The organism is Phytoamicus setariae, from assembly GCF_016722925.1.
In the GTDB taxonomy this organism is placed as follows: domain Bacteria; phylum Pseudomonadota; class Alphaproteobacteria; order Rhizobiales; family Rhizobiaceae; genus Rhizobium_E; species Rhizobium_E setariae.
In genome coordinates, this window is the sequence record NZ_JAEQNC010000018.1 from 37,627 (window position 1) to 52,227 (window position 14,601).

Sequence of the window (14,601 nt, forward strand, 5' to 3'; positions counted from 1 at the left end):
GCGCAGGACCAATACAAACTTCTCCACCTTCCGAACAACCGCCGCCCCACGCACCGATACTCCCCTCGCTGCACGCACAGCCAGGTGCCGGGCGCCGCAACCCGTCGGCACCAACACCGACCAGTTCAAATGCGGAATTTGGCTATCCATCCAAGTTGTTCCCCGAGCAACGCCTCAACGCCGATGGCCTTTACCTTGGTTTTGCTTCCTCAAAAACAACAACACGTTCCGTTAACCATCCTATAGTACGGTATCGTTCATACGATATCGTACGTACGATATCGCTCATATTTCAGCTTACTCAGTGCAGTTTGCCTCTTCTATCGGAGTACCGGTCGCTCATGCGCCCGCCACATCTGCAGTCGATATTTTTCATAACACCAAACAGAATATGGGAACGCAAATGACACCGCATTTTGCAGGAACGAGAGAGCTTGAGGATCGGCTCGCCTTCATGGAGATCCACCAGCAGGAAAAAGAGATTTTGAGGGATATCGCACCGACCGTGATGGGCGCGATCGGCCCCGCACTTGACGTGTTCTACCGGAAGATTCGCGAAACTGCGCAGACGGCACATTTCTTCAGGGATGACGGGCACGTGGCCCAGGCCGGCGGACGCCAAAGAGATCATTGGGCAATGATCGTCGAAGGCGCCTATCCGCAAGCCTATGAGGATGCGGTCAAGACGATTGGCTCGGTGCATGCCCGCATCGGACTTGAGCCGCGCTGGTATATCGGCGGCTACTCCCTCGTGCTTGAACAGCTGCTGCATGCGCTGATCCGCCAACGATCGCCGCGCCCGCAGAAATCCTACATCTGGCGCAAGGCGCCGCCGGTTTCCAGCGACAAGCTCGCGCACGAGGTATCAACACTCGTCAAGGCCGCCCTGCTCGACATCGAACTGGCAATTTCGGTCTACCTGGCAAATCTCGATGACGCCCGCCAAAAAGCCGAAGCGCAACAAGTACAGTCTCTCGACATGATTGCCGAAGCACTCAAGCGGCTTGCCGATGGCGACCTGAGCGTCACGGTCGACGATTCCCTCTCGTCGAAATCGGAAAAGCTGGTGCGGAATTTCAATGCCGCGGTGCAGAACCTGCAGACGGTCATCACCTCGGTCGGCTCGGCCTCGGGCAACGTCTTGAGCGGCGCCACCGAGATCGCTCGCTCAACTGAAGAATCGAGCCTGCAAGCCGAACGGCGTGCAGCAGCACTGGAAGAGACTGCCGTTGCCGTCGAGGAACTTGCGGGAGCAATCAAGAGTACGGCAGCAGGGGCTCAGCTCGCTACACGCACTGTCGGCGACATCAAGCAGCATGCCGACGAAAGCGCCAACGTCGTGCGCAAGACGGTTGCCGCCATCAGCGCCATAGAGACCACATCGAAGCAGATCGCGCAGATCATCACGGTCATTGACGAAATCGCATTCCAGACCAACCTGCTCGCACTCAATGCCGGGGTGGAGGCAGCCCGCGCAGGCGACGCAGGACGCGGCTTTGCCGTCGTGGCCAGCGAAGTGCGGGCGCTCGCCCAGCGCTCCGCCAGCGCAGCGAAGGAAATCAATGGCCTGATTTCCGCAAGCACTGACCAGGTGCGCGAAGGCGTACGCCTGGTTGGCGAGACAGAGAACTGGTTGACGGCGGTCGCCGAAGCTTTCCAATCGATCAGCGGCATCGTCAACGATGTCACACGCTCAGTCCAGACGCAGGCGGGCGGGATTAGCGAGATCTCTGCCGCTATCAATCAGATCGACCAGGCCTCACAACGCAACACCGCCATGACGGAGGAAAACGCCGCCGCAAGCCAGCTTCTGGCGCAGGAAGCCCGTTCGCTGGCCGCACTCGTCGCAAAGTTCCAGATCGGCTCTTCCGACCGTCCAGTCGTCGAGCTGCAGGCCAGATCCCCGAGGACCGCGGCTGGGTGACGACGCCGGGCGCGCCATAACGAAGAAAGCCACGATCCTGATCGTGGCTTTCTTTTGTCGTTGCTAAACCTCGGTCGCCTCGTAAAGAGAAGCGCGCCTGACCCGGTCGTAACACTCGCAGACGTAGGATTTCAGGACATTGCGATCGACCACGGTCAGCGATCCCCGGTGATAGGCAATTGCCCGGGCATTCATCAGGTCGGTGGAGATGGCGTTGACTGTTGCCCGGCGCAGCGCAAGCAGGTTGGCGAGCACTTCCTGGGTGATGTAGAACGTGTCGCCGTTGACACGATCGTGCGCATGCAGCAGCCATCGAACGACACGTTGCTCGGCCGTATGCAGGCTGTTGCAGGCGGCGGTTTCCATCAATTGGATCGTATGAGACTTGGCGTAGCGAAGCATGATCTCCCGCACGCATTCGAATCGCTCGAGCGCCACATCAAGATCCTCGATCGATACCCAGGAGGCTTTTCCTGGCACCTGGACGACGCAACGACCCAGCGCATTGCCGCCCCCCAGAATTAGCGTCAATCCGACAAAACCTTCGTTTCCAATAGAAGATTTTTCTACAGTTCTCCCGTCAGCCATCTCGGCTATGAAAGAAAGAACTCCTTCATGCGGAAATATCGCATGCGTGACCGGGTCACCGTCTTCAAATATCACATCACCGGTCTTCAGCTCGCGGGTGACCGCCTTCTGATCAAAGAAGGAATAGGCACGCGGCTGTATTGCAGAAAGTACACTGTTCTTTGCCCAATCGTATGGAAGTTTATTTTCGGAGCTCATCTAGACCTCAAGGCGACTTACTATCAGTGAAGATTAGCACGCCATCGTTAATCTCTACTTAACCACCTATTCGTACGATATCGTACGTACGTTATCGTACATATATTAGAGGATTTGAGGCAGCATGGCATCGCACTCGACATTGGGTGAAAGTCCCCTCCACCATATTTTCTACTATGTTTCTACACACCAGTTCAATTGTTCGGTTTCGTGCGTTCGTCCGATGTTGAAAAGCCGATCCGCCGGAGGCTGCCTATGAGCGAGGCGGTTCTCAAACTTTTCCGTCTCGCCGACCTGCCCGAGGACGGAGCGTCGGCGGAAACCGGCGCTCCACCCGATGGAAGTGAGCCGCCCATTCTCCGTGTGCTACGCCAACCGGACCAATTGCAGGATTACCGGCCAATCGATAGCCTGGATGATGCAAAGGCCGAACTCTCCCAATTGCAGGGCGTGCTGAAGGCTTATCGCGCCGCGCTTGACCAGCATGCGATCGTTGCGATTACCAACCGTGCTGGAAAGATCGTCCATGTCAACGATATGTTTTGCTCGGTCAGCGGCTACGAACGAGAAGAACTCATCGGACAGCCCCACCGCATCGTCAATTCCGGCCATCACCCGCGGGAGTTCTTCTCCCACATGTGGCATACGATCGCTCGCGGCGACCTTTGGCACAGCGAGATCTGTAACCGGGCGAAAGACGGGTCGCTCTATTGGGTGGACACCACCATCGTGCCCCTTGCCGGGCAGGATGGCCGGGTGGAGGGCTATGTCTCGGTACGGTACGACATTACCAAGCGCAAGGCGGCAGAAGCCGTCCTCAAGCAGGAAGTCGAACTCCGCCGCAACGCCGAGGAACTGCTTGTCGATGTGATCGAAACCGTGCCCGACGGGATTGCCGCATTCGACACGGACGACAGGCTGATCCTCTTCAACAAATCCTATCGAGACTGTCTTTCGAGATCGCAGGATGTCATTGAAATCGGTTCGACGTTCGAATCCATCCTGCGGCATGGGCTCGAGCACGGGCAATACAGCCATATCAGGAACACGCCGGAAGCCCGCGAAGCATGGGTCCGGGCGCGGCTGAAGGAACATCGGAACCCCAGTAAGACCCTTGTACAGAGCCTTTCCGACGGCAGGTGGCTGCAGATCAGGGAGCGACGTTCGGCTTCCGGCCATGTGGTGGGCACCCGTACCGACATCACCGAAATCAAACGCTCGGAAGCGGCCATCAAGTTCCATGCCGAACACGACCCGCTGACCGGCCTGCTCAACCGGTCGGTGCTTGCCGATCGGTTGGGTGAAGCGCTGGCGGGAAGCGAACGCACCGGCCAGGCTGGCGCACTGATGGTGCTCGACCTCGATGGCTTCAAGGCGATCAACGATACGATGGGCCATAGTGCTGGCGACATGCTGCTGGTCGCCGTTGCCCGGCGTCTGGCCGAGGCGGTTCGCAAGTCTGATACGGTCGTACGACTTGGCGGCGACGAGTTCGCAATCATATTGCCGAACGCAGGCAGCAAGCTCGCTGCCGGAAAGGCCGCCATGAAGCTGCTCAGCGCCGTGCGCCAACCAATGACGATACAGCGCCGTATCGTTACGCCGCAGATCAGCATCGGCATCTCGATCTTTCCGCAGCATGGCCGTAACGTGGAAACCCTTCTCAAGAATGCAGACATCTCGCTCTACCAGTCCAAGGCCGCCGGGCGCGGCACCTACAAGATCTATTCGCGAGAGATGCGTGCCGGCATAGATCAACGTCGAAGGCTTTCTCATGCGCTTGATGCGGCGGTTGCGACAAACACCATAGATATAGCGCTCCAGCCGCAGTTCGCGCTCGACGGCGGCGCCCATGTCGGCTTCGAAGTGCTGGCTCGCTGGAAGCACAATGGCACACAGATCAGCCCGGCTGATTTCATTCCGATTGCCGAGGAAACCGGGCTGATCACGGAACTCGGACACCAGGTACTGCGCAAGGCAATGGATCACGCGCGCCAGATCAAGCGCAAATCGGCGTTTACCGGCACCGTCGCCGTCAACGTTGCCAGTGCCCAGCTGCGCCAACCGGATTTTCCGCTCAAGCTCGAGCGCATGGTCGCACAATATGGCCTGTCGCCGCGCGACATCGAGATCGAGTTGACCGAGAACATCCTGCTCGACGATCGGGGCAGCCAGATCGACCTCTGCCTGCAGCGGCTCAATGCGATGGGGTTTCCGATTGCTCTCGACGATTTCGGCACGGGCTATGCCTCGCTTGCCCATCTCAGTCGCCTGCCGGTTAGCCGGCTGAAAATCGATCGCACATTCATCCTCAACATGTGCGAGGACGACAATGCCGCGACGATCGTGCAGGCGACGGTCGGGCTTGCGCACAGTCTTGGCATGCGTGTCGTCGCGGAGGGTATCGAGACCGAGGCGCAACTGTCGCGGCTTCAGGCTTGCAATTGCGATTTCGGCCAGGGTTATCTGCTGTCACGTCCGCTCGAACCGGCAGCCGTGTCCACCTTCATGCAGGAGCGAAAAGGAACGCGCGGCACACCTTGACGTCTTCGCTTGCAAAAAGCCGATTTACTGGGCTTTTGCCGCATCGAGTATGCGCAGCTGCATGCGGCGCGTCCCCTGCCAGGTGTCGGCAGAAATCGTGCCCGCCACATGCACCAGATCGCCACGGGCCGATTGCAGAAATTTGCCAAGGTCGGTATCGGCGACGCGAAACGCCATGGCTTCCAGCCGGGTTCCGTCCATGCCCTCCAAGGTCACCCTCAGGTGACTTGTGCCGACGAAGCGGCTGTCGCGAATCCGGTGCGCAGGCAGTGCAAATATCGGCTGCGAATGGCCGGAGCCATAGGGGCCGGCTGCTTCCAGCTGGTCGGCCAAATCGAAGGTAGCCGCAGAAGCCCCCAGCGCGCCATCAATCTTGAGCGTTCGGCTGGCGGTGAGATTGCCGACGGTGTCGCGAGCGGTATCCTCGAAAAAGGCCCGCACCTTGCCGAGGTTGGGTCGCTCCACCGTCAGGCCTGCGGCCATCGCATGGCCGCCGCCCTTGACGAGAAGACCAGCTTCCACTGCTGCACGGACCATGCGGCCCATGTCAAACCCGTTGATCGACCTGCCCGAGCCCGTGCCTTTGCCTGAAGCATCGAAGGCAATGGCAAAGGCGGGCCGGTTGAACCGTTCCTTCAGGCGCGCCGCGATCAGGCCGACAATGCCGGGATGCCATTTGTCGCGCGCAGTGACGATGACCGCCGCGCCCTCGCCGTTACCGTATTCGGCAAGCGCCTCGGCCTCCGCTTCCGCCAGCATTGCCGCTTCCATCGCCTGACGCTCGCGGTTGAGCTCGTCCAGCCTCGCTGCGATCTCGGCGGCTTTGCCCGGATCGTCGATGGTCAGCAGCCGCGAACCGAGCGCGGCATCGCTGATCCGCCCACCGGCGTTGATGCGCGGCCCGACCAGGAAACCCAGATGATAGGGCGTGACCGGTCCGCCTATGCCAGCCTTGGCAAATAGCGCAGCAAGCCCGGGATTTTGCATGTGCCGGGCGGCCACCAGCCCCTTGACCACATAGGCGCGGTTCAGCCCCTTGAGCGGCACCACGTCGCAAACCGTGGCCAACGCCACCAGATCGAGCAACGACAGCAGATCGAAGCCGGCAACGCGCGGATCGCGGCGCTCCCGCAACAGACGCTGGACTGCGACCAGCACCAGAAACACCACGCCCGCCGCACAAAGATGGCCCTGCCCCGAAAGATCGTCTTCGCGGTTCGGATTGACCAGCGCATGGCACACCGGCAGCTCATGTGTCACCTGGTGGTGATCGATAACCACGACATCGATGTTGCGCACCGCTGCCGCAGCCAGCGCCTCATGACTGGTCGAACCGCAGTCAACGGTGACGATCAATTGCGCGCCGTCATCGATGAGCTGGTTTATAGCAGCCGGATTGGGGCCATAGCCTTCGAACACCCGGTCGGGAATATAGATCGTCGCATCGATGCCGAAATTGTGGAGAAAGCGATGCAGCAAGGCGGCAGACGATGCGCCATCGACATCGTAGTCGCCGAATATCGCGACATGCTCGTTGCGCTCGATTGCGCGGGCAATGCGTTTGGCGAGCTTTTCGCAATCGGTCAGCGCATAAGGATCCGGCATCAGGCTGCGCAGCGTCGGGTCCAGAAAAGCCTCGGCATCATCGACCGCCACGCCCCTGCCCGCCAGAACACGGGCAATCAGTTCGGGCATGCCGTGATGCTGGGACATGGCAAGCGCTCGGTTGAGCCCCGCCTGATCAAGCCGCGAGACCCAGCGCTGGCCGGTGACCGAGCGCTCCACGCCCAGGAAAGCCCTGTCTACCGGGTCCGCGGGTTGGTCGATCATCTGACTACTTCTCCATTTCGATCAGAGAAGTATAGATTGTTCCGGCCAAATCAAGCCATCCTCAGTTCGCCACCGGCCGTTCGATACGGATGACCTGCGGCTTGCCGATCAGGTAACCTTCGGTTTCGATCGCGGCCACCGCCTGACGCACCGAATGTTCCGTCGTGGCGTGGGTAACGAGGATCACTGTCTGCCGCTCGGCCTTGTCGTTGTGGCTCTTTGGACGCTGCATGATCGATTCCAGCGAGATCTGGTTCTCGGCCATGCGGGTGGCGATGCTGGCAAAGACACCGGTCTTGTCCTGCACCGTCAGCCGGATGAAGTAGCCACCCTCGTGGCTCTGGATCTCGCCGCGCTTGTAGACGTCGAGCTGGCGTGCCGGCCGGCCAAGGCTTGGAACCAGTTGCGCACCGGGACGGCTCTTGGCGATATCGGCAATGTCGCCCAGGACGGCAGACGCGGTGGCGTTGCCACCGGCACCCGGACCGACCATCAGCAGTTCGCCCAGGATATCGGATTCGATCGCCACGGCATTGGTGACGCCATCAACCTGCGCAATCACCGAATCCTGCGGAACCATGGTCGGGTGCACGCGCTGCTCGATGCCGGACGCGGTCTTCTGCGCCACGCCGAGCAACTTGATGCGGTAGCCAAGGTCGGCCGCCGCTTCGATGTCTTCGAGCGAAATGTTGGTAATCCCCTCGAGATAGATGTCATCGGCGGCGATCTGCGTGCCAAAGGCCAGCGTCGTCAGGATCGACAACTTGTGGGCGGTGTCGTTGCCCTCGATGTCGAAGGCCGGATCGGCTTCGGCATAGCCAAGACGCTGGGCTTCCTTGAGGCAAGTCTCGAAGCTCAGCTTTTCCTTCTCCATCCGGGTCAGGATGTAGTTGCAGGTGCCGTTCATGATGCCGTAGACGCGCGACACGGTGTTGCCGGTCAGCGATTCACGCAGCGCCTTGATGACGGGAATGCCGCCGGCGACAGCGGCTTCGAAATTCAGGATAACACCCTTCTCTTCGGCCAGTACCGCCAGTTCGACGCCGCTTTTGGCCAGCAGCGCCTTGTTGGCTGTCACCACATGGAGACCGCGTGAGAGCGCTGCCTTTACTGACGAATAGGCCGGGTCGCCCGAACCACCCATCAACTCGACGAACAGTTCGATATCGGCATGCCGGGCCATCTCGACCGCATCGTCGAACCACTGCGCACCGGAAACATCGATACCGCGGTCACGCGAGCGATCACGAGCGGAAACAGCAGTCGCGACGATCGGACGGCCGCAGGCGACGGCCAGCATGTCGGCGCGCGTCTGCAATACGCGCACCAGCGATGCGCCAACGGTTCCCAAACCTGCAATGCCGATTTTAAGGGCATCAGCCATGTCAAATTCCTGTCTTTTTCTAGATTTAGCCAGCGGATTTCAGCGTCACCACGTTGTGCAACGTGTCATCCGCCGTGGAGAGAAATTTCTTGATGCTTCGGGCCGCCTGACGGATACGATGCTCGTTTTCCACCAGCGCCAGGCGAACATATTCATCGCCGTACTCGCCGAAGCCGATGCCGGGCGCGACGGCGACATCCGCCTTTTCGACCAGCAGCTTGGAGAATTCCAGCGAACCGAGATGGCGGAATTTTTCGGGGATCGGCGCCCAGGCAAACATCGTCGCCGCCGGCGGCGGCACGTCGAAGCCGGCCTTGCCGAAAGCATCGACCATGATGTCGCGGCGCTTCTTGTAGATGTCACGCACCTCGGCGATATCGGAACCGTCGCCATTCAGCGCGGTTGCGGCGGCCACCTGGATCGGCGTGAACGCACCGTAATCGAGATAAGACTTCACCCGCGTCAGGGCGCTGATCAGGCGTTCGTTGCCGACGGCAAAGCCCATGCGCCAGCCAGGCATCGAGAACGTCTTGGACATCGATGTGAACTCGACTGTCACGTCGATCGCGCCCGGCACTTCGAGCACGGATGGCGGCGGCACATCGTCGAAATAGATCTCGGCATAGGCAAGATCCGACAGGATGATGATCTCGTGCTTCTTGGCGAACGCCACCACGTCCTTGTAGAAATCCAGCGTCGCCACATGCGCCGTCGGGTTGGACGGATAGTTGACGATCAGCGCCAGCGGCTTGGGGATCGAGTGGCGCACCGCGCGCTCGAGCGGCGCAAAAAATGCGTCGTTCGGCTCGACAGGAATCGAACGGATGACACCGCCTGCCATCAGGAATCCGAAGGCATGGATCGGATAGGTCGGGTTGGGGCAGAGGATCACATCGCCGGGAGCGGTAATCGCCTGCGCCATGTTGGCGAAGCCTTCCTTGGAGCCCAGCGTCGCGACGATCTGGGTATCGGGATTGAGCTTCACGCCGAAACGGCGGGCGTAGTAATTGGCCTGCGCCTTGCGCAAGCCCGGGATGCCCTTGGAGGACGAATAGCGGTGGGTGCGCGGGTCCTGAACCACTTCGCACAGCTTGTCGACGATGGATTTCGGCGTCGGCAGATCGGGATTGCCCATGCCAAGGTCGATGATGTCGGCCCCGCCCGCTCGCGCCGCTGCCTTCAAACGATTGACCTGTTCGAATACATATGGCGGAAGGCGCCGAACCTTGTGAAACTCTTCCATCGCAGACCTCAAATGATTGTTTGCGGCCTCTTCTTGCCGCAAATCACGCTTTGCGACCAAACGGCAAGAAAGGCAAGTGCAAAAAGGCGTGGGAGCGCTGCCCGACGAAGGAAGTCGCCTCAGCGCTGCGCTTCCGCCGCCATACGCACGGCGAGCCCGGCAAGGACCGTACCCATGAGCCAGCGCTGGACGACAAGCCAGCCGGGTCTGCCAGACAGAAACAGCGCGATGGAACCGGCGACGAACACGATCAGCGCGTTGACAGTGACCGAGGTGACGATCTGCATCAGGCCAAGCACCAACGACTGCATCAGCACACTGCCCTCTGCCGGCGAGATGAATTGCGGCAACAGCGACAGATACATCACCGCGATCTTGGGATTAAGGATACTCGTCACCAGCCCCATGGTGAACAGTTTCCGCGGGCTGTCTGCCGGTAGGTCGCGGACTTGAAAAGGCGAGCGTCCGCCGGGCCTCACCGCTTGCCAAGCCAGCCACAACAGATAGAGCGCCCCGCCGATCCGCAACATGTCATAGGCGTATGGCACCGCGAGCAGCAGCGATGTGATGCCGAAGGCAGCGCAGCTCATATAGAAGAGGAAACCGACCGCCACCCCGCACAGCGAAATCAGCCCGGCCACCCGCCCCTGGCAGATGGAACGGGAGACCAGATAGACCATGTTGGGGCCAGGCGTGAGCACCATCCCGAGGCAGACCAGTGCAAACAGCAACAGATTGGCAGTCGTGGGCATGCACGTCCCCTTCGAGTAGGGTGATGATTACTGCGCCTTGGTCTCTTCGCCCAGCTTGCGAAGCTCCGCCACGCGCTTGTTGTATTCAGCCTCCGAGATCGCTCCGGATTGTTTCTTTGCCGAGAGTGCCGCAAGCTGCCCGGCTTGCTTCTTCGCCTCTTCGTCGCTGAGCTGCGGCATTGCAGAATCGAGCGGCTTGGAAAAATCCGGATACGGATCGCTCATGTTCACCGGCTCGTCGCCTGGCTGCAGCGGCGCATCTGCGTGCGTGGATTGCGAACACGACGCCAACGAAACGCCAAGCGCGAGCAATCCACCGACCATCACCAGGCGGCAGTTGGACAGGATTTTCTGCTTCGGCAACGACATCATCCGCTCGCTTCCCGGACCAATATGAATTTGACGACTTGTGACCCTAAACAGTGGAATTTGCAATGCGTTTCATGCACAGTGGCATTCAACCAACAAGAGACTGCTGGGGAGCAAATTCGGCAATGGCGGAAAACGGCACCTTCAAAGGCCAATCAGGCAACAAGCTGCCAGGATTCGATCCCGCTGCACTCGACCCTTTCATTATCAAGGATCCCGAGGCGTTGACGGTCAACATCGCCCGCACGCTCGAGAATCTCGGCAAGGCGGCATCGGAATGGCTGGGTCCGCGCGAAACCGGCGCAAAGGCCGATTACGCCAGCGAGCCTGCGACCGATATCGTGCGCACACTGTCCAAGGTCGTCGAATATTGGCTGGCCGATCCCACCCGGACGCTGGAAGCGCAGACGCTGCTGTTTTCCACCTATTTCAGGATCTGGATGCAGTCGCTGCAGAACGTCGCTTCCGGGGTGGAATCCGGCGAGGCCATTGTCCGCGACGACAAGCGATTTTCGGACCCCGACTGGAAGGCCAATCCGTTCTTCAACTTTCTCCGGCAGGTCTATACAGTCACTGCCGATTGGGCTGACAAGCTGGTCACCAATGCCGAAGGGCTGGATGACCATACGCGCCACAAGGCCGCATTCTATGTCCGCCAGATCACGGCGGCCTTGTCTCCGACCAATTTCGTCGTCACCAATCCTGTCCTCTTCAAGGAGACCGTGGCCCAAAACGGCGCCAATCTCGTCGAGGGCATGAAGAAGCTCGCCGAGGACATCAAATCTGGACAGGGCGACCTGCGTATCCGCCAGACCGACATGACCAAGTTCAAGGTCGGGGAAAACATGGCGGTGACGCCGGGCAAGGTCGTGGCCGAAAACGACCTTTGCCAGATCATCCAGTATGAGGCGGCGACCGACGAGGTGTTAAAGCGCCCTCTCCTCATCTGCCCGCCCTGGATCAACAAGTTCTATGTGCTCGACCTCAACCCGCAAAAGTCCTTTATCAAATGGTGCGTCGATCAGGGCCACACCGTCTTCGTGATCTCCTGGGTTAACCCCGACGAGCGGCATGCGGGCAAGGACTGGAGCGACTATGCCCGTGACGGAATCGATTTCGCGCTGGACTCGATCACCAAGGCCACCGGCGAAAAAGAGGTCAATGCCATCGGCTACTGCGTCGGCGGCACGCTGCTGGCCGCGACACTGGCGTTGCATGCCGAGCGCGGCGACAAACGCATCAAGACAGCCACGCTTTTCACCACGCAGGTCGACTTCACCCATGCCGGCGATCTCAAGGTGTTCGTCGACGAGCCGCAGATCCTGACGCTGGAAAAAAGCATGGCGGCAGATGGTTATCTCGAAGGCTCGAAGATGGCGCTTGCTTTCAACATGCTGCGCGCCTCAGAACTGATCTGGCCCTACTTCGTCAACAATTACCTCAAGGGTCAGGAGCCGATGGCGTTCGACCTGCTGTTCTGGAACGCCGATTCGACGCGCATGGCGGCTGCCAACCACTCGTTCTACCTGCGCAACTGCTATCTCGACAACACGCTGGCCCAGGGCAAGATGGTGCTCGACGACAAGACCCTCAATCTCGCCAAGGTCAAGATCCCCATCTACAATCTCGCTGCCCGCGAAGATCATATCGCCCCGGCCAAATCGGTATTCACCGGCTCCAAATTGTTCGGCGGCGAGGTCAAACTGGTGGTTTCGGGCTCTGGCCACATCGCCGGCGTCGTCAATCATCCGGAAAAGAACAAATACCAGTATTGGACCAATGGCGAAGTCGCCGGCGACTATGAAGACTGGATCGCCAGTGCAGAGGAGACTGCCGGCTCTTGGTGGCCGAACTGGCATGAATGGATCATCGCGCACAACGACAAGAAAGCCAAACCGCGCCGCCCGGGAGGAGACCAGCTCAATCCGATCGAGGAAGCGCCGGGCTCATACGTGCGCGTCCGGGTGTAATTTTTTCGCAAGCAACGCCCGCGCGCAATGTCTATTGCGCGGAAATGCTTGATTGCCGTGTCCGAACCCGGCATAGAGAAAGAAATTGGAATACGAACTCGGAAAGCACTGCGCATGGTTACCTATATCGAAGCTTTTTCCGCGCCGATGAAAAATACCGGCGTGATCCGTCTCTACGGGACGGAAGCTTTCGAGGGCATGCGCAAGGCCTGCCAACTGACCGCGCGTTGCCTCGACGAACTCGCCGCTCTGGTCAAGCCGGGGATCACCACCAATGAGATCGACCGCTTCGTCTTCGAATTCGGCGTCGCCAATGGCGCGCTGCCAGCGACGCTGAACTATCGTGGCTATCGCAAGTCATGCTGCACCTCGATCAATCACGTCGTCTGCCACGGCATACCGGACGACAAGCCACTGCGCGAAGGCGATATCGTCAATATCGACGTGACCTTTGTTGTCGATGGCTGGCACGGCGATTCAAGCCGGATGTATCCGGTCGGCGAAATCAAACGCGCCGCCGAACGGCTGATGGAAGTGACCTATGAATCGCTGATGCTCGGGATTGCGGCGGTTCGTCCCGGCGCCCGTACAGGCGCCATCGGCGAAGCGATCCAGATCTTTGCCGAGCGTGAACGCTGCGCGGTCGTCCGCGATTTCTGCGGTCACGGTGTTGGCCGACTGTTCCATGACGCACCCAACATCCTTCACTACGGCCAGGCCAACGAAGGCCCCGAGCTGAAGGAAGGCATGATCTTCACCATCGAGCCGATGATCAATCTCGGCCGCCCACATGTGAAGGTTCTCTCCGATGGCTGGACAGCTGTGACGCGCGACCGGTCGCTGTCGGCACAATACGAGCACACCGTCGGGGTTACCGCCGATGGCTGCGAAATCTTCACCCTGTCACCCGGCAATCTCTTCACTCCCGGCCTGAAAGTCTGATCGAAACCATGCCATCCCGTCCCGGCCTTCCAGAGAATGAGAATGCGCCGGATGGGGAACTTGGCGATGAGCGCCGCTTCTTCTCCGAAACGCTGCAACGACGCGTGCATGCGCCAAAAGCGGCGCCTGCGGAGATGGCCGAGAACCATTATCATGGCCACCGCGACCGGTTGCGGACCAAATTCCGCGAACACGGCGACACAGCGCTCGCAGACTACGAGCTGCTGGAGCTCATCCTGTTCCGGCTGATCCCCCGTCGCGACACCAAGCCGATTGCGAAAGCGCTGATTGACCGCTTCGGCACACTTGGTGGGGTGCTTGGCGCGCCGTACCACCTGCTCCAGGAGGTGAAAGGCATTGGCGAAAGCGTGGCCACCGACCTGAAGCTCATTTCGACCGTTGCCCATCGTTCGCTGAAAAGCGAGATCAAGGGCAGAATGGTGCTGGCCTCCTGGTCTTCAGTTATCGACTACTGCCACCAGGCCATGGCCTATGAGACGACCGAACAGTTCAGGATCCTGTTTCTCGACAAACGCAACCAGCTGATCGCCGACGAAGTCCAGGGGCGCGGTACCGTCGACCACACGCCGGTTTACCCGCGCGAAGTGGTCAAGCGGGCGCTCGAGCTGTCGGCGACCGCCATCATTCTCGTCCACAATCATCCGTCCGGCGACCCCACGCCATCGCGCGCTGACATCGACATGACCCACCTGATCATCAACACCGCCAAGCCGCTGGGTATCACCGTCCACGACCATATCATCATCGGCAAGGACGGGCATGCAAGCCTGAAGGGCCTGCGATTGATTTGAGGCTTCCGCTCTAGACATAGCCGACAAACTTCCTAGATAGGGCAA

Annotated in this window: 11 protein-coding genes; 5 read left to right on the forward strand and 6 right to left on the reverse strand. The window is 59.9% G+C overall.

Going from position 1 to position 14,601, the window contains the following annotated elements:
- Positions 1-403: 403 nt before the first annotated feature.
- Positions 404-1,924, forward strand: a complete 1,521-nt coding sequence (locus JJB09_RS23860; RefSeq protein ID WP_201663603.1) for a globin-coupled sensor protein — start codon at positions 404-406, stop codon at positions 1,922-1,924.
- Between the two features lie 63 nt (positions 1,925-1,987).
- On the opposite strand, the gene JJB09_RS23865 is transcribed toward JJB09_RS23860, so the two are convergent.
- The gene (locus JJB09_RS23865; protein ID WP_201663604.1) at positions 1,988-2,710 is read right to left on the reverse strand and encodes a Crp/Fnr family transcriptional regulator; all 723 of its coding nucleotides are present in this window, start codon (positions 2,708-2,710) and stop codon (positions 1,988-1,990) included.
- Between the two features lie 255 nt (positions 2,711-2,965).
- Between JJB09_RS23865 and JJB09_RS23870 the strand changes: the two genes are divergently transcribed.
- A complete protein-coding gene (locus tag JJB09_RS23870; RefSeq protein WP_201663605.1) occupies positions 2,966-5,254 on the forward strand; it encodes a sensor domain-containing protein in 2,289 nt (762 codons plus the stop codon).
- Between the two features lie 24 nt (positions 5,255-5,278).
- Here the strand turns inward: JJB09_RS23870 and recJ are convergent, their stop codons facing one another.
- From recJ to JJB09_RS23895, 5 genes are all read right to left on the reverse strand, one after another.
- Entirely contained in the window at positions 5,279-7,084 is a 1,806-nt protein-coding gene (gene recJ, locus JJB09_RS23875) for a single-stranded-DNA-specific exonuclease RecJ (protein WP_201663606.1), read from the reverse strand.
- A gap of 61 nt (positions 7,085-7,145) precedes the next feature.
- Entirely contained in the window at positions 7,146-8,468 is a 1,323-nt protein-coding gene (locus JJB09_RS23880; protein WP_201663607.1) for a homoserine dehydrogenase, read from the reverse strand.
- A gap of 25 nt (positions 8,469-8,493) precedes the next feature.
- A complete protein-coding gene (locus JJB09_RS23885) occupies positions 8,494-9,711 on the reverse strand; it encodes an LL-diaminopimelate aminotransferase (protein ID WP_201663608.1) in 1,218 nt (405 codons plus the stop codon).
- A gap of 119 nt (positions 9,712-9,830) precedes the next feature.
- Positions 9,831-10,463: a LysE family translocator gene (locus JJB09_RS23890; RefSeq protein WP_201663609.1), complete on the reverse strand. Its 633-nt coding sequence runs from the start codon at positions 10,461-10,463 to the stop codon at positions 9,831-9,833.
- 27 nt (positions 10,464-10,490) lie between these two features.
- A complete protein-coding gene (locus tag JJB09_RS23895; protein WP_201663610.1) occupies positions 10,491-10,835 on the reverse strand; it encodes a hypothetical protein in 345 nt (114 codons plus the stop codon).
- 122 nt (positions 10,836-10,957) lie between these two features.
- Between JJB09_RS23895 and phaC the strand changes: the two genes are divergently transcribed.
- The 3 genes from phaC (at position 10,958) to radC (ending at position 14,556) form a co-directional block, all read left to right on the forward strand.
- Positions 10,958-12,802: a class I poly(R)-hydroxyalkanoic acid synthase gene (gene phaC / locus JJB09_RS23900; protein ID WP_201663611.1), complete on the forward strand. Its 1,845-nt coding sequence runs from the start codon at positions 10,958-10,960 to the stop codon at positions 12,800-12,802.
- Between the two features lie 114 nt (positions 12,803-12,916).
- The gene (gene map, locus JJB09_RS23905; protein WP_201663612.1) at positions 12,917-13,744 is read left to right on the forward strand and encodes a type I methionyl aminopeptidase; all 828 of its coding nucleotides are present in this window, start codon (positions 12,917-12,919) and stop codon (positions 13,742-13,744) included.
- An 8-nt stretch (positions 13,745-13,752) separates the two neighbouring features.
- Complete coding sequence (gene radC, locus JJB09_RS23910; RefSeq protein WP_201663613.1) at positions 13,753-14,556, forward strand: RadC family protein; 804 nt, start codon at positions 13,753-13,755, stop codon at positions 14,554-14,556.
- The last annotated feature ends 45 nt before the right edge of the window (positions 14,557-14,601 follow it).

Excerpts from the sequence above, each read along its gene's own strand:
- JJB09_RS23895 (WP_201663610.1), bottom strand. The coding sequence starts at position 10,835 with ATGATGTCGTTGCCGAAGCAGAAAATCCTGTCCAACTGCCGCCTGGTG.
- JJB09_RS23870 (WP_201663605.1), top strand. The coding sequence starts at position 2,966 with ATGAGCGAGGCGGTTCTCAAACTTTTCCGTCTCGCCGACCTGCCCGAG.
- JJB09_RS23890 (WP_201663609.1), bottom strand. The coding sequence starts at position 10,463 with ATGCCCACGACTGCCAATCTGTTGCTGTTTGCACTGGTCTGCCTCGGG.
- recJ (WP_201663606.1), bottom strand. The coding sequence starts at position 7,084 with ATGATCGACCAACCCGCGGACCCGGTAGACAGGGCTTTCCTGGGCGTG.
- phaC (WP_201663611.1), top strand. The coding sequence starts at position 10,958 with ATGGCGGAAAACGGCACCTTCAAAGGCCAATCAGGCAACAAGCTGCCA.
- map (WP_201663612.1), top strand. The coding sequence starts at position 12,917 with ATGGTTACCTATATCGAAGCTTTTTCCGCGCCGATGAAAAATACCGGC.
- radC (WP_201663613.1), top strand. The coding sequence starts at position 13,753 with ATGCCATCCCGTCCCGGCCTTCCAGAGAATGAGAATGCGCCGGATGGG.
- JJB09_RS23865 (WP_201663604.1), bottom strand. The coding sequence starts at position 2,710 with ATGAGCTCCGAAAATAAACTTCCATACGATTGGGCAAAGAACAGTGTA.
- JJB09_RS23885 (WP_201663608.1), bottom strand. The coding sequence starts at position 9,711 with ATGGAAGAGTTTCACAAGGTTCGGCGCCTTCCGCCATATGTATTCGAA.
- JJB09_RS23880 (WP_201663607.1), bottom strand. The coding sequence starts at position 8,468 with ATGGCTGATGCCCTTAAAATCGGCATTGCAGGTTTGGGAACCGTTGGC.
- JJB09_RS23860 (WP_201663603.1), top strand. The coding sequence starts at position 404 with ATGACACCGCATTTTGCAGGAACGAGAGAGCTTGAGGATCGGCTCGCC.